23 protein-coding genes are annotated in these 26,139 nt (G+C 57.8%); 7 read left to right on the top strand and 16 right to left on the bottom strand.

The annotated features are described in order from the left end of the window. The first annotated feature begins 19 nt into the window (after positions 1-19). Positions 20-439, top strand: coding sequence for a helix-turn-helix domain-containing protein (locus M8370_RS16835; protein WP_013097659.1), 420 nt, complete (start codon positions 20-22; stop codon positions 437-439). A 68-nt stretch (positions 440-507) separates the two neighbouring features. Here the strand turns inward: M8370_RS16835 and M8370_RS16830 are convergent, their stop codons facing one another. The 8 genes from M8370_RS16830 to M8370_RS16795 all read right to left on the bottom strand — a co-directional run bounded on the left by M8370_RS16830 (position 508) and on the right by M8370_RS16795 (position 10,072). After that, a complete protein-coding gene (locus tag M8370_RS16830) occupies positions 508-885 on the bottom strand; it encodes a hypothetical protein (protein WP_250021442.1) in 378 nt (125 codons plus the stop codon). Positions 886-1,142: 257 nt separating this feature from the next. After that, positions 1,143-1,685, bottom strand: a complete 543-nt coding sequence (locus M8370_RS16825; protein WP_250021440.1) for an SMI1/KNR4 family protein — start codon at positions 1,683-1,685, stop codon at positions 1,143-1,145. Positions 1,686-1,941: 256 nt separating this feature from the next. After that, on the bottom strand, positions 1,942-2,310 hold the full coding sequence (locus M8370_RS16820) for an immunity protein PIM1 family protein (protein ID WP_095427340.1): 369 nt from the start codon (positions 2,308-2,310) through the stop codon (positions 1,942-1,944). Beyond that, entirely contained in the window at positions 2,310-6,500 is a 4,191-nt protein-coding gene (locus tag M8370_RS16815) for an RHS repeat-associated core domain-containing protein (RefSeq protein ID WP_250021439.1), read from the bottom strand. The genes M8370_RS16820 and M8370_RS16815 overlap by 1 nt, the downstream gene beginning before the upstream one ends. A gap of 17 nt (positions 6,501-6,517) precedes the next feature. Next, on the bottom strand, positions 6,518-6,955 hold the full coding sequence (locus M8370_RS16810) for a DcrB-related protein (protein WP_038981063.1): 438 nt from the start codon (positions 6,953-6,955) through the stop codon (positions 6,518-6,520). A gap of 72 nt (positions 6,956-7,027) precedes the next feature. After that, entirely contained in the window at positions 7,028-7,891 is an 864-nt protein-coding gene (locus M8370_RS16805) for an efflux RND transporter periplasmic adaptor subunit (protein WP_250021437.1), read from the bottom strand. Then, on the bottom strand, positions 7,888-8,103 hold the full coding sequence (locus tag M8370_RS16800; protein ID WP_029882597.1) for a DUF1656 domain-containing protein: 216 nt from the start codon (positions 8,101-8,103) through the stop codon (positions 7,888-7,890). Before M8370_RS16800 ends, M8370_RS16805 begins: the two co-directional genes overlap by 4 nt. Further along, positions 8,093-10,072, bottom strand: a complete 1,980-nt coding sequence (locus M8370_RS16795) for an FUSC family protein (RefSeq protein WP_250021435.1) — start codon at positions 10,070-10,072, stop codon at positions 8,093-8,095. The genes M8370_RS16800 and M8370_RS16795 overlap by 11 nt, the downstream gene beginning before the upstream one ends. Positions 10,073-10,148: 76 nt before the next feature. On the opposite strand from M8370_RS16795, the gene M8370_RS16790 reads away from it, so the two are divergent. Further along, on the top strand, positions 10,149-10,943 hold the full coding sequence (locus M8370_RS16790; RefSeq protein ID WP_023620414.1) for an AraC family transcriptional regulator: 795 nt from the start codon (positions 10,149-10,151) through the stop codon (positions 10,941-10,943). Here M8370_RS16790 and M8370_RS16785 read toward each other — a convergent pair. Beyond that, entirely contained in the window at positions 10,940-11,830 is an 891-nt protein-coding gene (locus M8370_RS16785; RefSeq protein WP_250021433.1) for an oxidoreductase, read from the bottom strand. The two genes, M8370_RS16790 and M8370_RS16785, sit on opposite strands and share 4 nt — an antisense overlap. A gap of 105 nt (positions 11,831-11,935) precedes the next feature. Between M8370_RS16785 and M8370_RS16780 the strand changes: the two genes are divergently transcribed. Continuing rightward, the gene (locus M8370_RS16780) at positions 11,936-13,057 is read left to right on the top strand and encodes a YbdK family carboxylate-amine ligase (RefSeq protein WP_023620415.1); all 1,122 of its coding nucleotides are present in this window, start codon (positions 11,936-11,938) and stop codon (positions 13,055-13,057) included. Here the strand turns inward: M8370_RS16780 and M8370_RS16775 are convergent. From M8370_RS16775 to M8370_RS16765, 3 genes are all read right to left on the bottom strand, one after another. Continuing rightward, positions 13,008-16,142 (bottom strand): efflux RND transporter permease subunit, encoded by a 3,135-nt coding sequence (locus tag M8370_RS16775; RefSeq protein ID WP_250021431.1) that lies wholly within the window; start codon positions 16,140-16,142, stop codon positions 13,008-13,010. The genes M8370_RS16780 and M8370_RS16775 overlap by 50 nt on opposite strands. 9 nt (positions 16,143-16,151) lie before the next feature. Continuing rightward, positions 16,152-17,216, bottom strand: a complete 1,065-nt coding sequence (locus tag M8370_RS16770) for an efflux RND transporter periplasmic adaptor subunit (RefSeq protein WP_038418855.1) — start codon at positions 17,214-17,216, stop codon at positions 16,152-16,154. A gap of 105 nt (positions 17,217-17,321) precedes the next feature. Next, positions 17,322-20,030 carry a cation-transporting P-type ATPase gene (locus M8370_RS16765; RefSeq protein ID WP_047024294.1) on the bottom strand — a complete coding sequence of 903 codons (2,709 nt, stop codon included), beginning with the start codon at positions 20,028-20,030 and terminating at the stop codon, positions 17,322-17,324. Positions 20,031-20,519: 489 nt separating this feature from the next. Between M8370_RS16765 and M8370_RS16760 the strand changes: the two genes are divergently transcribed. After that, complete coding sequence (locus tag M8370_RS16760; protein ID WP_013097677.1) at positions 20,520-20,768, top strand: DUF1158 domain-containing protein; 249 nt, start codon at positions 20,520-20,522, stop codon at positions 20,766-20,768. Positions 20,769-20,815: 47 nt separating this feature from the next. On the opposite strand, the gene M8370_RS16755 is transcribed toward M8370_RS16760, so the two are convergent. Both M8370_RS16755 and M8370_RS16750 read right to left on the bottom strand, forming a co-directional pair. Continuing rightward, positions 20,816-21,157 carry a RamA family antibiotic efflux transcriptional regulator gene (locus M8370_RS16755; protein ID WP_014830972.1) on the bottom strand — a complete coding sequence of 114 codons (342 nt, stop codon included), beginning with the start codon at positions 21,155-21,157 and terminating at the stop codon, positions 20,816-20,818. Positions 21,158-21,189: 32 nt separating this feature from the next. After that, positions 21,190-22,293 (bottom strand): MBL fold metallo-hydrolase, encoded by a 1,104-nt coding sequence (locus M8370_RS16750; RefSeq protein WP_058651681.1) that lies wholly within the window; start codon positions 22,291-22,293, stop codon positions 21,190-21,192. A 190-nt stretch (positions 22,294-22,483) separates the two neighbouring features. On the opposite strand from M8370_RS16750, the gene M8370_RS16745 reads away from it, so the two are divergent. The 3 genes from M8370_RS16745 to nfsB all read left to right on the top strand — a co-directional run bounded on the left by M8370_RS16745 (position 22,484) and on the right by nfsB (position 24,206). Then, positions 22,484-23,074: a TetR/AcrR family transcriptional regulator gene (locus tag M8370_RS16745; protein ID WP_013097680.1), complete on the top strand. Its 591-nt coding sequence runs from the start codon at positions 22,484-22,486 to the stop codon at positions 23,072-23,074. Continuing rightward, positions 23,064-23,432 carry an MmcQ/YjbR family DNA-binding protein gene (locus M8370_RS16740; RefSeq protein ID WP_013097681.1) on the top strand — a complete coding sequence of 123 codons (369 nt, stop codon included), beginning with the start codon at positions 23,064-23,066 and terminating at the stop codon, positions 23,430-23,432. The genes M8370_RS16745 and M8370_RS16740 overlap by 11 nt, the downstream gene beginning before the upstream one ends. A 120-nt stretch (positions 23,433-23,552) precedes the next feature. Then, positions 23,553-24,206: an oxygen-insensitive NAD(P)H nitroreductase gene (gene nfsB, locus M8370_RS16735; RefSeq protein ID WP_013097682.1), complete on the top strand. Its 654-nt coding sequence runs from the start codon at positions 23,553-23,555 to the stop codon at positions 24,204-24,206. Here the strand turns inward: nfsB and M8370_RS16730 are convergent. Further along, the gene (locus M8370_RS16730; RefSeq protein ID WP_095452957.1) at positions 24,203-25,246 is read right to left on the bottom strand and encodes a DUF2157 domain-containing protein; all 1,044 of its coding nucleotides are present in this window, start codon (positions 25,244-25,246) and stop codon (positions 24,203-24,205) included. The genes nfsB and M8370_RS16730 overlap by 4 nt on opposite strands. Then, positions 25,243-26,112: a helix-turn-helix transcriptional regulator gene (locus M8370_RS16725; protein WP_013097685.1), complete on the bottom strand. Its 870-nt coding sequence runs from the start codon at positions 26,110-26,112 to the stop codon at positions 25,243-25,245. Before M8370_RS16725 ends, M8370_RS16730 begins: the two co-directional genes overlap by 4 nt. Positions 26,113-26,139: the final 27 nt, after the last annotated feature.

The raw sequence follows: 26,139 nt of genomic DNA, 5'->3' as shown, positions 1-26,139 counted from the left end.
TCTACCGGAGAACGAAAGAATGAACTATGCAGCAGCCATCAAAGCGGCAAACGATCTGACCAACGAGCTTCCTTTCCTGGGCTCAAGCCCGTCGCGACAAGATTACGAGGATGCTCTGGCGTTGGTGGAGTATCTGATTGAGCATGACCCCGATAGCCCGCTGGTAGAGATGCTCACCGCGAAAATCGATAAATACGAAAACGAGTCTCCGGAGTTTGCAGAATTTAATGCGCGTGTTGCCAGCATTCCGTCAGGCGTTGCGTTATTGCGAACGCTGATGGACCAGTACCATCTCACTCAGAGCGATTTCGAGAACGAGATAGGCAAGAAGTCTCTGGTGAGTCGGATCCTTAACGGACAGCGCACGTTAACGCTGGATCATATGCGCGCGCTGGCGAAGCGTTTTGGCGTGCCGGTAAGTGCATTTGTGGGGAATTGATGAGGATGATTTTTTAATATTAAGAAAAAAGTGACGCAGCCAAGCTGGCCATGTCGCGGCTAAAACTCCTATGATAATTGAAGAGGCACGTCACTGCCTTCAAACAATTCCCTCAAACACTTTCCAAGCGATTTAGAGTCTTTTGCTGCAGGAATGACCACATGATATTCCCTGATACCAATCATTTTTACGGCATCTTCATTAAGCACGATCACAAGTTTGTCTTCAGTGAGCTGAACAGAACGAATAGAGTCTGTTAACTCATATTCCGTTGACTCACTCTGGAAACCAATGCATTCGTTAACGGGTAATTCATCTTCGTCGAATCGTCCGATAATGATAAAGTTTTTGGGATCATGACTGTCATCCCCTATTCCAATGGTGAGAACATCATTTTCTTCAGCGCAGTTAATACACGTTGCAACAAGATTTTTAATTATACTCATCAGTTGTCCTTATCATGAATCGTTTCACTCCTGACAGATTTTTACCGAAAGCCTGAAATTCATTAATATAGTTAGTATCGTATGAACAGCCAAAAATGGCATCCACAGAAATATTTTTAATAATGCTCTTTTTAAAAGACAAATTATATATTTCCAGTATAGCGAAGTGGCTGTTGCTGCTGTGATATGCTGCACCAGCCACACCCAACTTACAGCAATAGATGGGCTTCGCTAGGATCACCGCAAGTACACTTTTATTAAAAATCAAGATCAACTTTAACTACCCCTGATGCATCTATTTTATCATTCTGAGCAGTAAGCATATCAACAAACTCATCGAAGGAGTTTGCTATTTTCGTCAGCCCGGAGGTCACTACTGAATGATTGAATATTGGATCAGACTCGTGATCCCAAAACCAAATCTCTCCCGACATACCTCCCTTGAGGCAAAGACAGATTTGATTATCACCAGACGAGGCTCCTATCGGTAACCATTGATCGCGAAAATCATTCCGGTATGTATCAGCCATTTCAAAGACAGTATATTCTTTACCCGATTCTGCAAGGCCGTACAAAGACTCAAGCGTATCGTTTCCTTGCTCATCAGACCATGGAGATGGTTGTAACGCCTTGAAAACAATATTTACATCAAAAAGAACAAAAACGCCAAAATGAAGTAAATAGGCACGATAACTTTCAGGAATTGGCCCTGTTGATGTTTCTAATGTATTTAAACTCTTTTTCAGTTCATCTAATGGTAATGATGCCGACTTCGCTCCAAAACGCTCTATTTTTTTCAACAATGTCCTTTACTCCTCATATTTGGTGCGTAGTCAACATGTGGCATACCACTATAAAGCTCTCGGAAATAGAATTATAACATTAGGATTCAAATGAAGCATTTTATCGCTGGCATCAATTAAATGGTGATCCTGAGCGAGAAAATCATAAAGATAAGAAATTGTTAAGTAGATGAAAAATATTCACACTTCGCCTACTTAAATAGAACTCAGTAATAAACCAGCCGGGAAAATACACCTTTTCCCGGCTCGTCATTTATTGTGGGAACTTTCCACCTTTATACGAAGACCATAGATAACTGATGGCCCAGTTATTATCCTTTCCAACAACAACGCTTTTAGCAATTAATTCAAAATCATCTGATATGCGTGATGATATTTCAGAATTATTAATTACTCTGAATGATAGCTTAAATGCTTTTTCTCGCACGGAATTGATATGTTCAATATCATCCGCATCAAAACTTTCATTTTTAAATGAGTTAAACTCTTTCATCCATGCATCATCGAATTCTGGCTCATCTCTAGAATCCAAGGCGCTGTCTGCATCTAATGTTTTGAGAAAATCAAAAACTGATGCAGAGGACAAAAATTTTTCAACTTCAGCTAACTTATTATTACTCATTACATTAACCCTTGTTCTTTTAGCCAGACCTCTATTAAATCAACGGCTTTAACTGGCGTCACATTAGTACCTAACGAATAGGTTCCGTTTGGAGACTTAACATCAACTTTGATATCATCTAATTTGGAATACGCTCTCCTGTAAGCATCAAATAACTCTTTATCTGAACCAGGAAAATCACCTTGTCTTGGCCCTATTGTATCTCTTTCCGCATCATGTAATCGCCAATGATCATGTTCTGGGTTTTCTCCCCTAGGGAATAATGTAGGGCGAGTTTTATCTGATCTAGAAATTTCAAATGGCCGCCCTTTTGATTTGCGGACAGCAGGTACATGATGACCAGACTCGCTAACGCCCATGCACTTCATTAAGCCTAACGGATCTATCCATTTGAGAGGGTTTGGAGCATATTGGTAGAGATTTAATCCCCCCGCTAGCCCAATCGGATCCTGCACAATAAACCGCCCGACCTGCGGGTCGTAGTAGCGGAACAGGTTATAGTGCAGCCCCGTTTCACCGTCAGCGTACTGCCCTGCATAGCGAAGCGGCTGGTGCGCCATCGCTGTGCGATTCACAACCCGTGAGAACCCTTCGCTCTGATGGCGTACCTCGCCAAAGCTGCCGTACTGGCCGCTCCAGCGTACCGCACCACGTTCGTCGGTCACCTCCAGCGGCGCGCCGTTCAGGTCGGTGTTGAACCAGTAAATCTCACCGCTGCTCTGGTCTCGGAGATGATCCACCCGCGCCAGCGGGCTCCAGGCTTCATTTGGGTCATAAATATATGTACTGCACAGCCCGGTTTGCTGCTGCTCCTGCAACAGGCGGTAGCCCTGCCACAGGAAGCGCGTTTCGGTGGTGCCGTGCGCGGTGGTGACGATTTTGCGGGTACGGCGGCCCAGCGCGTCGTAGTGATAGCGCGCCTCAAACCGCCCTTCCGGCCCGGTTCCGCGGGCGGATACCAGCCGGTTCTCGGCGTCATACGCATAATGCTGTTCATACAGCCCGTTGCGGCGGCTGACCAGGTTGCCCCAGTGGTCGTATTTCATAAACAGCGCCTGCCAGTGCTGCAGGCGGTTATCCGTGACCGGTACAGCATCGTCATTGGCGGCGAGGTTATCCGCGGCGTCATAGCTGAACTGCGCGCGGCTGTGCCCCTGTCGGGCCTCGTAGTGCTTCAGCAGACGCCCTTCGGCGTCGTAGCCGTAATCCACCTCACCGCGCAGGGTGTCGCTGACACCAGAAAGCTCACCGCGTGCGGTGTAGCGATACAGGCGTTCCAGTATCGCCTGCTCCGGCAGGGTCACCTCCGTACTCAGCTCACTGCGCTGCAGGGTACGTCTGCCAAGGCTGTCATACTGGCGTAACTGCTCGCGCGCGCCCTGGGTGCGGCGCACCTCGCGGTGCAGGCGGTCGCGGGTGAACTCGGTCACCAGCTGCTGCCCGAAGCGGATGGCGCTGACGTGGCCGGAGCCATAGTGCAGCCAGGCCAGCTTTTGCTCACCGGGCAGCGTCAGGCCGGTCAGGTTGCTCAGGGCATCCCATTCATAGCCCACCGCGCCGTTAATGCCGGATTCGCTCAGCACGCGCCCGGCGGCATCATGGCGGTAAACAATTTCATCGCTTTCGATACCCAGCGCAACGCCTTCGGCTGTTGGCGTGCGACGGATGCGGGTGATCTGGCCGCTCAGGTCGCGGACGTAGCGGTACTCCGCGTGGCGCTGAGTGCGCCCGATCAGCAGCCCGCTGTCGTCATAGCTGAACTGCTGGACGCGACGGGCGATGCCGCCGTCGGCGGCAGGTCGGCCATTTTCTTCGAGCGCGCAGAGGAACCCTCGCGCGTCCCATTCCATATGGCGCACGGTCTCGTCCGGGCGCGTTTCGCTGAGCGGGCGGCCCACGGCGTCATAGGTGAAGCGGTATTCCGCCCCGTTGCCGTTATCGAGTCGCAGCAGGTTACCGCGCGGGTCGTAGCGCCACTGGCGCACGCGGCCAATACGATCGGTGAGGCTGACCGGGAGACCGAGCGCGTTATAGGCCCAGCTTACCTCGCTTTCCAGCGGGTCGCGCCAGCCCGTGAGCTGGCCGCGTTCGTTCCACACCAGCGACTCGCGGCTGCCGTCCGGATGGATCACGGCACTCAGCAGCCCGGCGTTGTTCCACTCCCGACGCGTGATATTCCCTTCCGCATCCTCGCTGGCAATCAGCTGCCCGAAACGGTCGTAACTGAAACGGGTCACGCTGCCGGAGCAATCGGTGCGCTGCGTCAGCAGCCCCTGGATGTTCCAGACCAGACGTACCACGCCGCCGAGGGCATCAGTGATGCTCTCAGGCAGGTTCTCTTCCTCATCGGGATAGTGATACGCGGTGGCGTTACCGGCCGGATCCGTTTCCGACAGCAGACGACCGCGAAGGTCGTACATGGCCTGCGATGAAGTACCGTCCGGGTAGACCGTCCGGGTGATGCGGTCGGTCAGACGATACCAGTAATATTCTGTGCGACGGCCTGCCGGGTCCGTCTCACTGGTCATGCGGCCATACTTATCCCAGGTACTGCAGCGCATTGCACCGCCGGGCAGAATGACATCGCTGAGCTCGCCGTCGCGGTAGACAAACGTCGTCTGGCGGCCGTCGTAATCCGTGAAGCGCGCGACGTTGTCGTCGTCGTCAATCAGCCAGTGCGCCTGCGCACCATCATCACGAATGGCGCGACGGATGCCGTTATCAAAATCGTATTCAAACGTCAGCTGTTCGCCACCGCTGTGGCGGAAACCGACCACGCGCGGCAGACCGTCAATCTCCCGCCAGCGGTATTCGCTCAGCAGGCCGTTGGCGTCCTCGTGGGCACTCATCAGCCCGTCCTGCCAGCGGAAGCGTCGGCGCACGCTACCGCCCCGGCCGGTCACACAGACCAGCTGGCGCTGTTCATCATAAGCGTAACTGACCAGGCAAATCTCGTCATCCAGCCAGGCGCTGGCGAGCCTGTCACGGTCGTAGCGGCAGACCACGCGCTGGCCCGCGCTGTCGGTCAGGGCATGCAGGGTATTATCCGCATTCCACTCGAAGAGGATATCGTTGCCGCAGGGTTCTGAGATGCGCTGAAGCAGTGACGGTGCGTCATCCTGCAGCGGCGCATAGTGCCAGCGTTCGCCGCTGACGTCATACACCGACCAGCTGTCATCATGGTGATGTTCAAGCCAGTTTTTTTCGCTCTCGCAGTAGGTGCGCATCCCTTTCGGCACGTTCGGGAAGGCAATGTAATCGCCGGACGGCGCACGCCACACCAGCCCGTCCTGATAGGGCTCCAGGCGGCTTTCCCAGAACAGGCTCCAGCCGCGGCCCAGCACGCTGTCGCCGGGGTTGCCGCTGCGCCAGTAGCGCTGCCAGCGCACCGGCAAGCGCGACGGCAGAACAAAATCGAGCTCATCATCCCCGCTGAGAAATTTCTGTCCGCTGACGATATCCACCGGACGGGCGATGATCCCCGCGGCCACTACGCCGGTCATCAGCGTGCCGGCGCGGCAGGCGATACGGGCCAGCTTATTGATCCCAGGGATTTTGCCCAGCAGCTTAGAGAGCGCCCCGACTTTTCCGGCCGCACCGCCCCAGCCACCGAGAAGCCCGGCGAACAGCAGAGTAAGATCGGAGACTTTATAGAGCCACTCGGGCACTTCAGACTGAATGGGCAGGGTTTGCTGCGGATCGCCGCCGATGAAGACGTTGTCCGAGCCGGTCATCACCTTCGCGTCGCAGGTGGTGCGATCCCCGATGCGGGACGCAGGCTGGCTGTTAATCGAGACGCGCTTAGAGCCTTCGGCCATCTGCTGCGAGCCGTCGTCCGAGCACTTCACCGCGCTGTCCGTCGCGATGGCGGCGGGTTTGCTGTTGATAAACACATTGGGCGAGCCGGAGGTGATGACGCCTTTCTTCGTCATACTGGATGCCCCGGCATCGGCGATACTGTCCCGGGCGGCGGTCGCCAGCTCCCCGGTGTAATACCCCACGGCCAGGCTTGCGCCGACGAGCAGCACACCCACGCCAAGGCAGGATGCGCCGAGACCGGCAATAAACATCGCCCCCGCCAGAATGCCCCCGGCGGCGGCAATCAGGCCACCGACAATCGTTCCGGCAATCATCCCGGCCAGCGCACCGGAGTGGCCGATATCATCACCAACGCGTGCAGCTTCAAACATAACGACTATCCCTGGTGTTAATGGTGGAAGCGAAAGCTCCTGAGAAGATCGCCGAACAGTGCGCAGTCCGTATCGCCCAGCGTACGGGTGCAGGTCATGGTGAACACCAGAATGTTATCGCCCTCGGCATTAAACACGGCCTGCTGCTGCCAGATGCGTTTCCCGTCGCGCAGATAGCTGGCGTGGACAATTTCACCCTGCAAAAGGCCGTCGCCGAGCGTTGCGGCACTGCGTTCACCCTGCTTCCAGCCCTTGAGATGTTTTTCCATCAGGGCGAGCTGGCGATCGATATACGCGGCAAGCGCTTCGCCGGGGTTGAGGGTATCACGGGAGATGTTGAATGCTGGCGCATCCGCTGCAGGCGGCGCGAAGACATTGACGGTACGATCCTGATAGCCCTCAGGAAAAGCGATCATTCCTTCATTAAACAGGCACTGCGAAGATGGTTCTGACATTGAGCGGGTCCCACCACATTTTTTCAGAAGCGGTAAGTTTCGCATATGTGTTTAAGGCTGACTATCCCCAGATTATTGTCCCACCGCCACGCTCGCCGACAGGCCCGCCACCAGCTCAACCCCCTTCGGTAAGCTGTCGATATGAATGCGCACCGGCACGCGCTGCGCCAGTCGCACCCAGCTGAAGGTGGGCTCCACGTCGGGCAGACCCAGCCCGCCGGTCTCGTCATTGTTATCGCCAATCCCATGACCGATGCTCTCCACGTGCCCCGTGAGTACAGAGTCATAACCCATCAGCGCCACCTGCGCGCTATCCCCCACGCGGATATGGCGCAGTTTGGTCTCTTCAAAATACCCCACTACCCAAAAGCTGTGGGCATCAACGATGGTCACCTTTGCCTCCCCCGCTGTCGCATAATCGCCAGGGCGAAGCCGCAGATGCGTGACGTAGCCCGAGACTGGCGAGCGAACGGAGGCGTGAGCCAGATTAAGCTCGGCCAGCGCCAGCGCGGCAAGTGCGCCATGATAATTGGCTGCCGCGACGTTCGCCGCACTGCCAGTTTGCTGCAAAACCTCGCGGGAGATGGCGTCCTTAATCTGCGTGCGTCGCCGGGCGGCATCCTGGCGCATCAGCATCTCATGGCGTTTTGACTCTACATCCGCCTGCGCGCTGGCCACCGCCAGTTTGAGCCAGCGCGGATCGATGCTGTAGAGCACATCGCCCTGGTTTACCCACTGATTATCCCGCACCGCCACGCTGATAACCGGCCCGGAGACGTCCGGCGCTATCTGCACCACATCCGCCCGCACGCGTCCGTCGCGGGTCCACGGGGTCTGGGCGTAATGTTTCCACAAGATAAACGCCAGACACGTTGCCGCCGCAACGGCGCTTAGCGTCAGCGCATAACGGCCCAGCAGAGAAAGTAATGCTTTCATATCAATAACCCCAACGCGGTTAACCCCTGCATGAGCAGGTAAAAGGTGACGATCCAGGTTGAAACATCCATCAGCGGGCGACACGGCAAACGGCGGTAAAGCCTGCTGAGAGAGAAAAGCGGTATGAGAAGCAGCGTGCAGACCAGCGCCACAAGCGCCACCATCAGTAACCCGGGGATCAACACGCCCCCGACATTGAGATCATTGACCATCGTCCGGCCCCCGTAATGCGCAGTGGAGCTCCACCAGCCTGCCGATAACCTGCCGCGTTTGTTCATCAGCCGCAGGCAAACGGCAGCCAATGGCGGCGGCGAGGCGTTCACGTAAGGCGGCGGTGTCTGACGTCGTCGTCAGTTGATAAAGCAGCGCGTTGATTTCCGGCGGCGTGTCAGTACGGCGGAGGTGTCGCACCGAGAGGCCAATCCGCAGCGCGTGCAGCAGTCGGTTAAGCGCCTGTTCGGTAGCGTGCCCACTGCGCGGCAAACGCGGCAGTAACAGGGCCGCCCTGTCGATCATCAGATTGATCCAGTGGGTTTCATCGCTCTGCATTTTTCCTTTCACGCTGCGGCGGATATCGCGCTGGCACAACCTCAGCAGCCGGTTGATGGCGGCATCGGCCTGCACGGTTTGCAGCAGGCTCATGCTGATGACGGCAAAACCGGTCGCGAAAAAGAGAGCAATGGCGGTGTTTAGCGCCGCGGCGAAATCGCCGCTGTAGCGCGCGCTTAGCTCCGATAGCACCGGCAACGTGAGGGTGATCCCCATCGCCATAAAGGTGGTGGGTGGGCGCGCCTGCAGCGACCCGGCCAGCAGATACGCTGGCGCAAGTACCGCCACCAGCACGGCGAAATCACTCACCTGTGGAAGTAGCGCAAAGCTGTAGAGCAGGCTTATCACTACGCCCCAGATGCTGCCGATGATGTATTTCACGAGGTGCGGCGCCGGGGTGTCGAAGCTGCCGAACAGCGTGCAGCAGACACCGAGGATCGAAACTGCCGTGCCGCCATCGGGCCAGGCGGAGTAAATCCAGACCAGACAACCGCTCAGGATGATGACGAACGCCCCCAGCGCCGTGCGCGCGGCGGTAAGCGGATCGCGGTGGAAGACGTAGCCTTTGATCGCGCTGCTCTGTACGCGATCGGACGCAAACTGGCTGTGGTGGATCGCATCTGAAAGACGATCGCACTGTTGCAAAAGAAGCACGGCCTCCGTCAGATAACGGGTAAAACTTGCCCGCTCCGCCTCTTTCAGGCTCCGCGCCCGAGAAGCATCGCGCTCAGCGACCTGCTGGCAACGCTTAATGAGGGCGTCTGCCAGCTGTTTTCGTTGTTCTTCATCGTCACAGGCAAGCCAGGCCTGGACATCGTCCAGCACGGTTTGCAGTTCAGCGGGCATTGTCGCCGTCAGGGGTAAGCGGTCACGCAGTTCACAGTTCACCATAATCAACCGCGCCAGCCGGTCATGAATGGCTTTTCGGGCCTGGCGTACCGGAACGGCAAGGGCGAAATCGTACGGGATATGATGGCTCATTCCCTGCAGGAACTGCAGCGACAGCGCAAAATGCAGGGGCGACGTCACCGTACCGGGTTTGCCCGCTAACGTGTCGGCTACCCGCTCGCGTGCGGTGCGCAGCGTCTGCGATAAGGCACTGTTGAACTGCGCGGAGATACGCGCAGGCAATACATAGCGGTGAATCACCGCCGCGCAGAAGATACCAATCGCAATCTCCTGCACCCGAACGACGGCGATGTTAAAAATCGCACCGGGCTCAGAGACCGCCGGGAAACCAATCAGGCTCGCGGTGTAACCTGCCAGCACAAAGGCATAGGCCCGGGGCGTGCGTTCCAGCAGGGATAACCAAAGACAGAACGTGATCCACCCCGTCAGCACCACGCTGCAAACCATCGGCATATTTGCGAAAGTGGGCACGATCAGCACGGTGGCACAGGCCCCCGTTACGGTTCCGGCCAGACGGTAAAGGCCCCTGCTGAGCGATGCCCCCACCGACGTCTGCGACACAATGTAAACGGTAATAATGGCCCATGAAGGGCGGTCGAGACCGATCGACAGCGCAATGTAATACGCCAGCATCGCGGCGGCAAATGTCCTTGCGGAATAGAGCAGCGCGCGGGCATCGCTTTGCAGTGCGGCTGGTAAATAACGAGAGATGAGGATGTTCATGCCGGGATTATTACCGGCTTGTCAGCGCGCTTAAATACTCTATTCTGTCAAAAAATACCTAAATATTGCCATAAACATGAAACCTCAACTTGCTAATACGCTCTATGACCCTGACGCCACAGCCTCTCCTGCCGTGGCGCGTCATCTGGACTTCGTGGACTACGCTGCAGAAGTGCCGGTACACACCCACCGCAAGGGGCAGCTGATTATTGCCCGCTATGGCGCGGTCAGTTGTTATGCGGAAAACGATATCTGGATCGTGCCGCCAGACTGCGCGGTCTGGATCCCCGGCGGCATTCCGCATAGTGCTAAAGCGACCTGGAACGCCCATCTCAACTATCTGTTTATTGAGCCCGGTGCGGCGGCGCTCCCGGCGCGATGCTGTATCCTGGCGATTTCGCCGTTGATTAAGGAACTGGTTGACCGTTTAACCCGCGAAGAGGTTGATTATCCGCCGGACAGCCACGCGGCAAGACTCACCCGGGTAACGCTTGATGAACTGGCCAGCATGCCGCAGCAAAAGCTGAGCCTGCCAGTTTCGGCGCATCCCAAAATACGCGCTATGGCCGACGCGCTGGTCAGCCACCCTGAGGACAGAAGCACCCTGAAAGACTGGGCCAAACGGCTGGCGCTCAGCGAACGTTCCTTTGCGCGTCTGATGCAGCGCGAGACCGGGCTGAGCTTTGGGCGATGGCGGCAGCAGCTGCACCTGATTATCGCCCTACAGGAGCTGGCGAGCGGTGCCCCGGTGCAGAATGTGGCAACAAAACTCGGGTATGAATCCGTGAATGCGTTTATCACCATGTTTCGCAAAGCAATGGGCACCACGCCCGCGCACTACTTTGCCGAGCGGAAAAACAGTGGCCGTTAGCCCGGCCCCTCGCTCCCCGCCGCCAGCAGCGGCACTATCACATCGCTGATGGGCACCGGAATACCGTGCGCGCGGCCATAGCGCTGGATCACGCCGTTGCGGATATCCCACTCCAGTGGGCGGTTGGCCTGACGGTCGGCAAGGATCGAGGTGCCTAAATCGGCCGTGGCGCGCTGGAAGTTCGCCAGGATCTCCTGCGCAACGTCATCATTGAGCGCTGCCCCCTCGGCACGGGCGACAGTAAGGCCTTCGCGCAGATACGCCAGCCCCAGCGCGCTGATATCCTCGCGCGAAAACATCCCGGCACGACGATTGGCCAGCACCATTAACCCGGCCACCGCGTTTTGCAGCAGCTTGCGCCAGGCGACAGTGGCGAAATCAGCCGACAGCTCAACCGCACAGCGTGTGCCCTGCAACGCGTCTACCACCCGTTTTGCCTGCGGAACGTCCGGCAGCGTCAGGCGCGGTTTGGCACGCAACCAGACCGACGCATCCGGCTCACGCTGCGCCGGGAACCAGACCACCGACGGCAGCACCGTTGCGCCATTAACCCACGGCTCCAATTGGGCTTTCTGCTCCACGCCGTTTTGCAGGGCGCAGACCACCGTGTTTTCATCGCACAGGGCGCGCAGCCACCCGGCGCTGTCGGCGTTCTGCGTCGTTTTTACCGCCACAAAAACCAGATCGGCGGGACGCGTGACGACGGACGGGTCGATTAATACCGGACCCGGCACGACCGTTTCACCTTCGTCGTCGCGCAGACGCAGTTCAGGATGTGCGGTGCGTCCGCACAACTGCGGCGTGCGGCCAGCGTCATGTAGCACCGCGGCGATAGTGGTACCAATTGCACCAGGACCAATCAGCGCAATCACTGGATTGTCAGACATGGTTAACTCCCCTTTTCGCTAAGCCTGCTAACAGTTATACCACTGTAAAAAGTGAGCGCCACGTCGTTGTCTATACTCAACACACGACAGACAACGGAGTGCGCCATGCCTTTACCCGATTTCAAATCCTCTGAACCCTATACCCTTGGCATCGAACTCGAGCTGCAGGTGGTTAACCCACCGGGATACGATCTGAGCCAGGACTCTTCCGCGCTTATCGCCGCCGTTAAAGACGACATCAAAGGCGGTGAAGTTAAACACGATATCACCGAAAGCATGCTTGAGATTGCCACCGGCGTGTGCCAGAACATCGATCAGGCGGCGGCACAGTTCTCCATGATGCAGCAGAGCATTTTGCGGGCGGCGGCGGAGCATCATATTCAGATCTGCGGCGGCGGGACGCATCCGTTCCAGAAGTGGCAGCGGCAGGAGGTGTGCGATGACGAGCGCTACAACATCACGCTGGAGCGCTTTGGCTATCTGATTTTACAGGCGACGGTGTTTGGCCAGCACGTGCATGTCGGGTGCCGGACCGGCGATGACGCGATTTATCTGCTGCATGGCCTGTCACGCTTTGTCCCGCACTTTATCGCCCTGGCCGCCGCATCACCCTACATGCAGGGCACAGACACAAAGTTTGCCTCCTCGCGACTCAATATCTTTTCCGGGTTCCCGGATAACGGGCAGATGCCGTGGGTCAACAACTGGCAGGAGTTCGAGGGGCTGTTTCGCCGCCTGAGCTCAACCAGCATGATCGACAGCATTAAAGATCTGCACTGGGACATCCGCCCCAGCCCACATTTTGGCACCGTTGAGGTGCGGGTGATGGATACGCCGCTGACGCTCGGCCATGCGATCAATATCGCCGGGCTGATCCAGGCGACATCCCACTGGCTGCTGACCACCCGGCCGTATAAGCATCAGGAGAGGGATTTTCTGCTGTATCGCTTTAACCGTTTTCAGGCGTGTCGCTACGGGCTTGAGGGCATACTGACGGACGTGCATACCGGCGAGCATAAGACGGTGGCGGAAGATCTTGCCTGGCTGCTGGAGCAGGTTGCGCCATCGGCCGAGAAACTCGGCGCGACGAGCGCGATTAAGGAACTTGCCCTGCTGTTAAAGCAGGGCAAGAGCGAGGCGCAGCGCATGCGGGACTTTATCGCCGACGGCGGCTCGCTTATTTCTCTGGTTCAGAAGCACTGCGAGCTGTGGGCGACGAGTCCGTAAGGCTATGCCCCCACTCGCGCAGGCGCTGGAACAGCACAAACAGTGCGGGGATGAACAGGATCCCCACTACGGTCGCCACCAGCATACCGCTGAATACCGTAGTACCAATGATGCGACGGCTTTGGGCACCCGCCCCGGTCGCCAGCATCATTGGCAGGACGCCAATGATGAACGATACCGCCGTCATCATTACCGCACGGAAGCGGCGTGATGCCCCCTCGCGAGCCGCATCGACAATTGCTATCCCCTCCATGCGCCGCGCGCGGGCAAACTCGACGATAAGGATCGCGTTCTTGGCAGCAAGGGCTATCAGCAACACCAGGCCAATCTGCACATACACGTCGTTGGCGTAGCCGGCTATCCACAGCCAGACCAGCGCCCCGCCGATGGCGAACAGCACCGAGAGCATTACGCTCGCCGGAAGCGTCCAGCTCTCGTACTGGGCGACGAGGAACAGCCACGCCATCACCACCGCCGCCAGCACAATCCATATCGCCTGATTGCCGGTCTGCTGCTCCTGATACGACATGCCGCTCCAGGCATAGTCGTAGCCGGCTGGCAGGTTTTCCGCCAGAATGTCGCCCATCGCCGCCATCGCAGTGCTGCTGCTCACCCCTTCCGCCGCGGAACCGCTCACCGACACCGACGGAAACTGGTTGTACTGCTGCAGGAACGGCGCACCAACGGTGGGCGTGATGGTCACGAGATTACTCAGGCGCACCCGCTCACCGTTGTTGCTGCGCACAAACAGCTCGCTGATTTGCCCGGCGCGCTCGCGCCACTGCATCTCATTTTGCATCACCACGTGGTAGACGCGGTTGTTGACGCTGAAATCGCCGGCACGCGTGCCGCCAAATGCGGTCTGCAGGCTGCTGAAGATGCGTGACACCGGTACGTCGAGACGCGCCGCGCGCTCGCGGTCAACGGTCAGCGTCAGCTGCGGCACGTTGCTGCTCCAGGTGGTGAATACGCGGCTCAGCTGCGGATGCTGGTTGGCTTTCACCAGCACCTCGCGGGTGATGCGCTCCAGCTCCGCCGGACTCTGCCCCGCCTGCGCCTGAATACGCAGGTCGAAGCCGGAAGCATTGCCCAGCCCCGGCAGCGTCGGCGGGGCAAAGGTCATGATGGTTGCTTCCGGCAGCGCCAGCAGCTGGCGCTGAAGGGTACCCATCACTTCATCCAGCGGCGGACGCTCGCTCCAGTCCTTCAGCATGATGGAGATAAACCCGCCGTTGGAGGCGCTGGTGCCGTTGAGGATGTTAAACCCGGAGACCTGAATCACGTCTTCCACCGCCGGATGTTTAGCAATTAATTCGCGTGCCGTAGCCATCACCGCCTCGGTGCGCTCCAGCGATGCCGCTTCCGGCAGCTGAACGCTGGCGAAGAAGTAGCCCTGATCTTCCTGCGGCAGGAAGCCTTTAGGCATCGACATAAAGCTGAACACCACCACAGCCGCCGCGCCTGCGGTGGCCAGCAGTGCCAGCCACGGACGAAGGGTGAATATACTCACCATGCGGGAGTAGAGGCTACGCGTGGCCTCCAGCCCCCGGTTGAAGCCGCGGAAAATCGCCGCGGGCTGCACCGGACGCGGACGCAGCAGCAGCGCACACAGCGCGGGCGTCAGCGTCAGCGCCACCAGGCTTGAGAGCGTTACGGCGGTGGAGAGCGTGACCGCAAACTGGCGGTACAGCTCGCCGACAATCCCCGGCAGCAGCGCCACCGGCACGAATACCGCCAGCAGCACCAGCGTCGTCGCGATCACCGGCCCGGCAATCTGGCGCAGCGCCAGCGCGGTCGCCGCCGTCAGGCTCTGCCCTTCCGACATCAGCGTTTCGACGCTCTCCACTACCACGATGGCGTCATCCACCACCATGGTCAGCGCCAGAATAATGGCGAACAGGCTGAGCGTGTTGGCGGAATAGCCAAGCGTGTAGAGCACCGCAAAGGTGCCCACCAGCGACACCGGAATGGCAAGGGCGACAATCAGCGTGGCGCGCCAGCTCTGCAGAAACAGGGAAACGACCACAACCACCGCCAGCATCGTCAGCGCCAGAGAGACGCCAATCTCTTTAATGGTGGCAGCCACGAAGGTGGTGGTGTCGAATTTCACCTCATAAACCAGGTCGTCCGGGAAGCGCGTCGAGAGACGCTCCAGCTCTGCACGCACCGCCCCGGCGACGCGCAGGGCGTTAGCAGACGGAGTGGGGTAAATGCCGAGGTAGGCGGAGTCATGTCCGTTCAACTGCGCGCCGGAGCTGTAGCTGCGCGAGCCAAGTTCGATGGTGGCAACGTCCTGCAGGCGCACCAGTTGCCCCATCTCGCCCGCGCGGATGATGATGTTGGCAAACTCTTCTGCCTGGTTCAGTCGCCCCAGCCCGTTGATGGTCAGGGTCTGCTGCTGGCCGTTAAAGACCGGTGGTGTACCGACCTGGCCTGCCGCGCCCTGCACGTTCTGCTCGCGCAGCGCCTGCGCCACGTCGTCGGTGGTGACGTTGAGCGCGTTCATGCGATCGGGCCGCAGCCAGATGCGCATGCTGTAGTCGCGCGCGCCAAACATCTGCACCTGCCCGACGCCGGGCAAACGGGACAGCGCCTCGCGCACCTGAGTGCTGGCGTAGTTGCTGACAAACAGCGGCGTATGGGTGTTTTCCGGTGAGTAAAGACTTACCCCCATCATCAGGTTGGTGGCGCGCTTGCGCACCTGCACGCCGTTTTGCTGTGCCTCGGCCGGTAGCTGTGCCGTGGCCTGCGACACGCGGTTTTGCACGTCGATGGCGGCCAGATCCGGGTCTGTCCCGGCAGCAAACGTGATGTTCAGGCTGTAGGTGCCTTCATCCGAACTGGTGGACTCCATATACAGCATGTGGTCCACGCCGTTAAGCTGGGTCTCCAGCGGCGTGGCGATGGCCTCGGCCACGTCAGCCGCGCTGGCCCCTGGCCATGACGCTGACACATTCACGACCGGCGGCGTGATCTGCGGATACTGCTCCACCGGGATCAGCTTCAGCGCGATAGCCCCCAACAGGGTAATGACCAGCGCAATCACCATCGCAAAGCGCGGGCGTTTGATGAAAAACGTCAGCATGATGGCTCCTTAATTCAGTATCTGGACGGCAGCGCCGGGCTGAACACGCTGCACGCCGTCAGCGATCGCTCGCTCACCAGGCTGTACGCCAGAGGCGATCTGGAACTGCTGCCCGATCTGTCCGGCGACCGTCAGCGGACGTTTTTCCGCCTTGCCGTCGGCGTTGACCACCCAGGCGAAGAAACCGTCGTCATTCTGCTGTACGGCAGCGGCGGGTAGCGTCATAACCGGCGTTGCGCTGGCGGGCCGCAGAAAAACATTCACATTGCCGCCGGGCAGCAGCTGATGGCGTGGATTGGCGAATTCGGCGCGCAGCATCACGCTGGCGGTGCGCGGGTCGATGCGGTTGTCCACCGACGTCAGCTCGCCGACGATACGCTGGCCGTTGTTGTCAATTAACGCCTGCCAGGCCTGCTTCATGGCGCGGAGATCGTTATGCTTGCCGACTTTAGCGGCAAACGCGCCCTCTTCCAGCGCAAAAGCAATGCGGATCGGATCCAGCTGCACCACATCCACCAGTACGCCGCTTGCGGGGTTGACCAGGCTGCCGACGTGGAAGTTGCTGTGCCCCACGCGCCCGGCAATCGGTGATGTGATGCGCGTGTACCCCAGCGTCACGTTGCGGGTTTCCAGCCGGGCTTTCGCCTGTTCCAGCGCAGCGCGGGCAACATCGCGCTGCATACGGGCGTTATCCACATCGTGGCGGCTGATGGCGTTGTTGTTGCCCAGGCTTTCAAAACGGGAGAGCTGCTGCTGCGCCTGCCGCAGCGTCGCTTCAGCGCTTGTCACCTCGGCCTGGGCCAGACGCACGGCAGCACGCGGCTCGGCATCATCCAGTTCGAACAGCACGTCGCCTTTTTTCACATATTGCCCGTCGCGGAAGTTGATTTTGGTTATCACGCCTTCCGTGCGTGCGCGCAGCTCAACGGTGTGAATCGCCTCGATGCGGCCCGGGATCTGGCGCTCAGCAGCGTGGGTAGTTTGTTCCACGGTGGCAACGCGAACAGGAATGGCGGCGGCAAAGGCAGGTGGCAGGGTGAAGGTAAACAGTGCGAACAGGAGTGGGAATTTCATGGGAGTACCTCAGGGTTGTTGCCCTCACCCCGGCCCTCTCCCAACGGGAGAGGGAGGTCAGGGTCCCCTCTCCCTGTGGGAGAGGGTTAGGGTGAGGGCAAAAGGTTATGCAGCCTTACGGAACCTGCGGGTGAGTCGCTTCTCGATTTCGACGACGAAGAACATCACGCCCGCTACCGCAAGCGTTACGAACCAGTAGCGCAGCGGCAGCGCTTCCGTCCCGAACAGCATCTGCATAAACGGCAGGTAGATGATGGCCGCCTGGAGCAGGAACAGCACGCCGGTCACCAGCCAGATCCCTTTGTTTGCCAGCAGGCCACGGTTCAGGGAGAACCCTTCGGTATTGCGGCAGTTAATCATGTACACCCACTGGGCGCAGACCAGCATCTGCAGCAGCACGGTGCGGATGAACTCCGCGCTGTGACCGCGCGGGGCCAGCAGGGCTTCCAGCGCAAAGGCGGCGATGGCAATCATGGTGCCCACAAAGGCCACGCGCCACACGGCATACGCGTCCATCACATGCTGCCCGGTCTGACGCGGCGGACGGCGCATGATGTTGCGCTCGGCGGCTTCAAACGCCAGACCGAAGGAGAGCGTGGCGGAGGTTGCCATGTTCATCCACAGAATCAGTACCGGCGTGAGCGGAATGATGTTCCCCGCCAGCAGCGCAATCACAATCAACAGCCCCTGCGCCAGGTTAGTTGGCATGATGAACAGAATGGTTTTCTTCAGGTTGTCGTAGACACGACGCCCCTCTTTTACCGCGCTGGCAATGGTGGCGAAGTTATCGTCCGTCAGGACCATGTCCGCCGCCTCTTTGGTCACTTCCGTGCCTTTGATGCCCATCGCAATACCCACGTCCGCCTGACGCAGCGCCGGGGCATCGTTCACGCCGTCGCCGGTCATGCCGACGATCTCGCCTTTATCCTGCAGCGCTTTCACCAGGCGCAGCTTATGCTCCGGGCTGGTACGGGCGAAGATGTCATACTTCACCGCCGCGTCCGCCAGCTCGGTGTCATCCATCTTCTCCAGCTGGTAGCCGGTCACCGCCTGCTCGCTATTGGTGATCCCCAGCATCTGGCCAATGCTCATTGCCGTCTGCGGGTGATCGCCGGTGATCATCTTCACGCGGATCCCCGCCTGCTGGCAGGCGTTAATGGCGTCAATGGCTTCCGGGCGCGGTGGATCCATCATCCCGGCGATACCGAGGAAGATCAGACCGTGGCTGAGATCGTCATGCGTCAGCGCCTGCTCGCCGTTTGCCGGTTTGAACGCTGCGGCCACCATACGCAGTCCCTGGCGCGCATAGCGCTCCATCTCGCTTTCCCAGTACGCGCGGTCAAACGTCTGCGCACCGTTGCGGGTCTGCTGCTGTGCGCAGAGGGCGAAAATCACATCCGGCGCGCCGGTGATCAGGATCTGCTCCTCACTGCCAATCTGGTAGTGGGTGCTCATGTACTTGTACTGCGAGTCGAACGGGATTTTGTTAATCAACGTGGTCATCACCGGCGCGAGGTGGGCTTTCGCCGCCAGCACCTTCAGCGCGCCTTCGGTCGGCCCACCGGTGATGCCCCACAGTCCGCGCTCGTCCTGAATCAGCTGGCTGTCGTTGCACAGGTCGATGGTGCGCAGGTACTGCTCCAGCACGGTGTCCGGCTGGATCTGCATCGGCTCGTCACTGCCTTCCAGGTAAATGTTGCCCACCGGCTCGTAGCTGTTGCCGTCCACGCGGTAGCAGGCGTCAGCGGTGATGATGGCCTTCACCGTCATTTCGTTCATGGTCAGGGTGCCGGTTTTATCCGAGCAGACCACGGTCATCGCCCCCAGGGTTTCAACCGTTGGCAGCTTGCGGATAATCGCCCGCTTGCGCGCCATCGCCTGTACACCCAGCGAGAGGATAATGGAGATAATCGCCGGCAGACCTTCCGGTACGGACGCCACCGCCAGGCTAATCAGCGAGAGCAGCAGCTCGCCCATTGGGATCTCGCGGAACACCAGGCTGAAGATAAACAGCGCCGCCATCATCGCCAGAATAATGGCGAAGATAGCCTTGCCCAGCTTGTCCATCTGTACCAGCAGCGGCGTGCGGTGTTTTTCAATCCCGTCCATCATCTGGTTGATGTGGCCAAGCTCGGTCTCCTGCCCGGTGGCAATCACCACGCCGATCCCCCCACCCGCACTCACGGTGGTGCCCGAGAAGACCAGGTTAGTGCGATCGCCCAGCGGCAGTTCACCGTTCAGCGGGTTGGTGTGTTTATCTACCACCGTTGATTCGCCGGTGAGAATCGCCTCTTCCACGCGTAAATTATGTGCTTCGATTAAGCGCATATCTGCGGGAATACGATCCCCCGCACGTAAAACAATAATATCGCCCGGAACTATTTCAGTTGTGGGTATTGTTTCATGGTTGCCATCGCGAATAACGCGCGCCTCGCTGGAGAGCATATTACGAATACTCTTCAACGATTTTTCCGCGTTGCTTTCCTGAATATGACCAATTAACGCATTGATCACCGCCACGCCTAAAATAACCAGCGTATCGACCCAGTGGCCCATTATTGCCGTTAATACGGCTGCGGCCAGCAGGACATAAATCAGAACATCATTAAAATGGGCTAAAAAACGCAGCCAGGCGGGTTTACCTTTTTTCTCCGGCAGCGCATTCGGGCCATGTTTTTGCAAACGCGCCTGCGCCTCTGCACGCTCCAGACCCCTGGCCTGGCTCTGGGTGTGCGCAAGCACCTGCTCTACGGTCTGCTGGTATGCCAGCCCGCCGGAAGGCGGCACGTTCGGGGACAATTTTTTTTCGGTCATCGTATTTTTCCTTCAATATCCGGTGAACTGAAGCCTGAATTCCTTTCGGGCTAAAATAAATTCATTTTAAAGTCTTGCGAGTAAAATTGATCTACCGCAATATAATGACTTCTCGGTTATTCAAAACTGCATAAAACTATTTCGATGAGCCAATTTTTACAAAATATTTCTAAACCAACTTTAAACGAGGAGGAACCATGTTTGGTATTTATCGCGGACGCCGTCTGGCGTTATACATTATCGCAGCCATTGTTATTGCAACGTTAATTGGATATAGCACCTATTCCTTTGTAAAACTATTTTCGTAATCCAGACATTAATTGACATAACGCGCTATTCTTTTAATCGCGCGTGAGGATTTATTTTTATTTTACGAATAAGAAGCTGATAAGCGGTGATTATTTCAGTGAAACCGGGTGGGCGGGTTTATATTGCTTTACGTTCCGGGATGCCGGACAATGACATTTTTAACTGACGATTAACATTACGATGAAACACCCGTTAGAATCGCTGCTCACTGCGGGCGGCATTTTATTGCTGGCCCTGCTTTCGTGCCTGCTGCTACCGGCCCCCTCTCTCGGGCTGGTGCTGGCGCAGAAGCTGGTTCAGACCTTCCACATGGTCGACCTTAACCAGCTCTACACCATTTTGTTCTGCGTGTGGTTCTTACTGCTCGGCGCCATCGAATTCTTCGTGCTGCGTTTCGTCTGGCGCCGCTGGTTTTCACTGGCGTCGTAAGCGTGATGCAGGCCCGGTCAGGCGAAACCGCCACCGGGCAAAACAGCTCAGTGTGCCCTGCTGTGGTTCTCTTTACGATACGCCCCAGGTGGCTGGTTGAACGTGCGGGTGAAGATGCGGGTGAAGGTCTGCTGCGAGTCAAACCCGTAACGCAGGCAGATGTCGTACACCCGGGCGTCTGATTCGCGCAGATCCCGCGCCGCCAGCAGCAGTTTGCGTTCACGGATATAGCGCCCCAGACTCTCCCCTTTGTATTGCATAAACAGCCGCTGCAGGTGCCATTTCGAGTAACCCGCATGGCGGGCAATCTCTTCGATACGTAATGGCTGGTGCAGGTTATCGTCGATCCACTCGACGATAGTGTCGATGACTTGAGCGGAAATGGTCATACTGCTCTCCCCTTCAGCTTCCTGATTGATCATTATTCCCACCACTCACGAAATGTTTGCGTGGGATCACTCACCCGGACAGGCTCGCCCAGCGCGGGTGTCAACAGCCGATAATTTTTGTCCTTGCTGGCTTTTGCCAGTTGGATCAGCGGATCGTTCCAGGTATGTTTCGCCAGCACGAAGCGCCCGTTATGTCCCGGCACCACGGCTTTCGCGTTCAGATCCACCGAGGCCTGCGCCGTCTCTTCCGGCAGCATATGGATGTACTTCCAGTCCTGGTCGTACTGACCGTTTTCCATAATGGCTAAATCCACTTCGCCAAACAGCTCGCCGATGGCCTTAAAATGCGGCCCGTAACCTGAATCGCCGCTGTAATAAATCTTCTGTTCGGGCGTAACGAACATGAAACTGCCCCACAGGGTTTGATTGCGCTTGATGCCGCGCCCGGAGAAGTGACGCGCGGGCAGCACATGCACCGTCAGCGCCTCGCTGATGCGCACCGACTGGTTCCAGTCGCGCTCTTCAATAATCTCCGGCTTCATTCCCCAGTAACGCAGGTGCGATCCCACGCCCAGCGGAGTGACCACGCGTTTCACCTTTGGCAGCAGCGCCGTGATGGTGGCGTAATCCAGGTGATCGTAGTGATCGTGCGAAATGATCAGCAGGTCGATCTCCGGCATGCTGATCGCCTGCCAGGGATACTCCCCGGCGAAGGCTTTGTTGAGGAATGAAAACGGCGCGGCGTAATTCCCGAGAACGGGGTCGATAAGGATCCGTTTCCCCGCCAGCTGCATATACCAGGAGGAGTGACCGAGCCACACCAGCGTCTCTTGCTCCCGCGGCAGGCTCGCGAGATCGGTTTTCACCAGCGGCAGCGGCTGTGCAGGACGGGCGTTTTCGGTCTTTTTGGTCAGGAACTCCCACATCGCCACCAGCATATTTTTGTCGCCGTTATAGCCTGGCGTGGGCAACGTATTGTGGAATTTGCCGTCGCGATACTGCGGCGAGGCCTCCACTTCCGTGAGCTGCGCACCCTGCGGTGGCTGGCCAAATCCGGCATTCAGAACAAACGGTAAACTCGCGGCTGAAGCAATAATCATGACGAACACCACGCAGATGAAGAGGGACTTTTTCATATCCTGACCCGAAAACGCGCCCCATCCGATGGTTTGCGCGGGCTGAACTTGATTATGAGTGAGTAAGCACTCATTATAGATATGATGATAAAGTCGTCAAGACGTTTTCGATCTTTGACATTCCGCGTTGCAGCGGGTCAAAGCACGTGTTTCAATCAGGGTTTTTACAATTGACAGGAGGAAAAATTTAGTGGCACGTCCGAAGAGTGAAGATAAAAAACAGGCCTTACTGGACGCCGCAACCGCGGCATTTGCGCAGTCAGGTATTGCCGCCTCAACGGCGTTAATTGCCCGTAAAGCGGGCGTCGCCGAAGGTACCCTGTTCCGCTACTTTGCTACCAAAGACGATCTGCTGAATGCCCTCTACCTGCACCTCAAGCAGGACCTCTGTCAGTCAATGCTCTCTAATCTGGATCGCAGCCTTACCACACCGAAAGAGCATACGCGAAACATCTGGAACAGCTATGTGGACTGGGGGATTCGTAACCCCGTTGCGCATGCGGCAATCCGCCAGATAGGCGTGAGTGAAAAGCTGAGCGCCGAAACGGAACTGGCGGTGAAAGAGATGTTCCCGGAGCTGCATGAACTCTGCCGCCGCTCGGTGCGCCAGGTATTTATGTCCGATGAGTTTAAAACCTTTGGCGATGCGCTTTTCTTATCGCTTGCCGAATCCACAATGGAATTTGCCACCCGCGATCCTTCTCGCGCCGTCGATTTTAAAGCGCTCGGGTTTGAGGTTATGTGGCGCGGGCTTGCCCAGGAAGAGAGCGATGGACAGTAAATCCCTGCAGGAGCACGCCAAACGCGTGGCGCTGGAGCTGCCTTTCACCGAACACTGTTGGCCGTTTGGGCCGGAATACGATGTGTTTAAGATAGGCGGAAAAATTTTTATGCTGATGGGCACCGTACATGGACGGCCCCACGTCAGCCTGAAGTCAGACCCGGAAAAATCGCTGTTAAACCAGCAGATTTATCGCGGGGTGGAACCGGGCTATCACCTCAATAAAAAACACTGGATTTCCCTCTACGGTACCGACGACGTTACGCCAGAGCTGGTGACCGATCTCATCAATGACTCGTGGAATCTGGTGGTGGATAAGCTGCCGAAAAAAGACCAGAAGTGGATCAGACCGGTTTGATTGTTCGTCTGAGACGAACAGTATAAGCGCTCGAATCGCACTTATCTTTTTCCGCGTCTCGCTGTAATCTGCTCTCCTTTCGCGCCCGCGTGCGGGCGAATTTCATTACCAGGAGTTGTTATGGATATTATTTCTGTCGCCCTGAAACGCCACTCCACTAAGGCGTTCGACCCCGCTAAAAAACTGACCGCAGACGAAGCGGAAAAGATCAAAACCCTGCTGCAATACAGCCCGTCCAGCACCAACTCCCAGCCGTGGCACTTTATTGTCGCCAGCACCGAGGAAGGTAAAGCTCGCGTGGCGAAATCTGCCGCAGGCACTTACGTCTTCAACGAGCGCAAAATGCTGGACGCTTCTCACGTGGTGGTGTTCTGCGCAAAAACCGCGATGGACGATGCCTGGCTGGAACGCGTGGTGGATCAGGAAGAGGCCGATGGCCGTTTCAACACGCCAGAAGCTAAAGCGGCGAACCATAAAGGTCGTACCTACTTCGCTGACATGCACCGTGTGGATCTGAAAGATGACGACCAGTGGATGGCGAAACAGGTTTATCTGAACGTGGGTAACTTCCTGCTGGGCGTGGCTGCGCTGGGCCTGGATGCGGTACCGATTGAAGGCTTCGACGCCGCGATCCTCGACGAAGAGTTCGGCCTGAAAGAGAAAGGTTTCACCAGCCTGGTGGTGGTGCCGGTTGGGCATCACAGCGTGGAAGATTTCAACGCCACGCTGCCAAAATCTCGCCTACCGCTGAGCACGATTGTGACTGAGTGCTAATCAGTACTGGCACGCTGGATCCCGGCGTGCCAGATTCGTTCTGCATAGCGCCCAATCACCGCCAGCGACGCCGCGAGTAGCAGGAAGAACACCACTTTGTTCATCCCGTCCCAGAAGTATTCGAAATAGCGGGTGTAGAGGTTAATGCCGAGGAAGGTCAGGCCAAAACCGCGCAGCATGCCGTCGTCGGTTTTAAGGCTGATGTAAATGCAGAGCACCGCCGCCACGGCGAACAGCAGCGCCCACGGCAGCAGCGAAGCCTGCGTAACGCCATACCAGTTATCGATATCGTAGTTGCCGAAAATCGACATGATCCACAGGGCGACAAACAGATACGTGAGCCCCATCGCTTTGCTGGTCGTGTATAGATGGCGCGCCTGCAGCCTTCCGCGCAGCAGCCAGCACAGTGCCAGCAGCGCACCGCCGAAGAAGATAAAGCGTACCGGGTAGTTCATTCCCAGCCAGTAGGCGCCCCAGCCGGACATATAGCCCGTCTCCGCACCAAACCAGTTACCGAGTGAGAGCAGGAAAAACAGCCACACCAGGCCAGAGCGACCAAAGAAGCCCACCAGCCCGTAAACCGCACATCCCGCCAGGAACAGCGGTGCGATATGGCCGCTGCCGTTATCCAGACGCTCCCCAAGTTGCCAGAGCGCGATGGCGGTAAAGAGTACGCCGAGAAAATGCATGGCTTCAGTGCTGTAATGCCACTGGGTTTCACGCCGCTGTCGGCTGAAGCCCCACAGATAAAACAGCACGGCAACCAGCGCAGGCAGCCCGATGCGTGCGATGGAGGAGAAAGAGAAGAATGCAATAATGCGCGCCATCAATTCACTGTCGGAGAACAGGCTGCCGATAGCGATGATCACGCAGGCCAGCGCCGTCCAGAAGGCATAGCGGCTGAGCCGCTGCCAGTCCATGGTGACGCGTGTCAAGGTGCCCGCCAGACGCTGATGCTCGTCAGCGCTTAATGTGCCTTCCTGCTGCCACTCGTTGAGCGCGCGGCGCAAAAGCCGCTCCTGTTTTCGGGTTACCTTCATTTTGCCTGCTCCGCCAGCCATTCCATCGCCCGCTCCCCCGCGTCATCCACCGGCAGATAGACCAGTAGCCGCGATCCATTACGCGGTGCAGAGTACCAGTACATCTGCTGCAGGGTAAACTCGCCCAGCTCAGGATGGGTAAACAGCTTGAGCTGGTTCTCCACTCCGCGCACGTCGTTGCGCTGATGCCACAGGGTTTTAAATTCTTCAGACACCGCAAAGAAACGCGCCAGTTTCGCTTCCCACAGCGGATCGCCCCGATGCTCGGCCATCGCCGCGCGGAAATAGGAGACAAAGATCGGCAGCACGTCGTCACGCTTGCCAAGCCGCGCACGCCATGCGGGATGGGTGAGGAAAAGATAAATACAGTTGCGATCTTCCGGCGGGATCGCATTGAAATCGACGCCCATTAAGTGCCCGAAGCTGTCGTTCCACGCCACGATATCGAAGTTGGGTTTCTGGATGCTGGCGGGTTTCGGCATGAGGGTATCAAGCAGGCGACGCGTGCCCTCGCTGATCCCCTCGCAGCCCGTCGCCTGTGGCGCTTCACCCGGCGGCAATCCGGCCAGCACAAACAGATGGCGCGTCTCGGTCGGGGTGCATTGCAGCGCTTTTGCCACTGCCGCCATCACGGTGCTGGAGGGATTAACATCTCTGCCCTGCTCCAGCCACGTGTACCAGGTCACACCCACGTCAGCCAGCAAAGCCACCTCTTCACGGCGCAGCCCCGGCGTGCGACGGCGGCCGCTGCGCGGCAATCCAAGACGCTGTGGATCAAGGCTCTCACGCCGGGCGCGTAAAAATGCCCCCAGCTGTTTTCGCGTGTCGTCCTTGAGTGAGACAACAGGTTCAGACATCAGCGCCATAACTCCCCCTGCATGGTAGTGCCAGTA

The organism is Enterobacter cloacae complex sp. OE43NF (assembly GCF_023544405.1).
GTDB lineage: Bacteria > Pseudomonadota > Gammaproteobacteria > Enterobacterales > Enterobacteriaceae > Enterobacter > Enterobacter cloacae.
The sequence above is the reverse complement of the archived record's forward strand: the minus strand, read 5'-3'. Positions and strand labels throughout refer to the sequence as shown.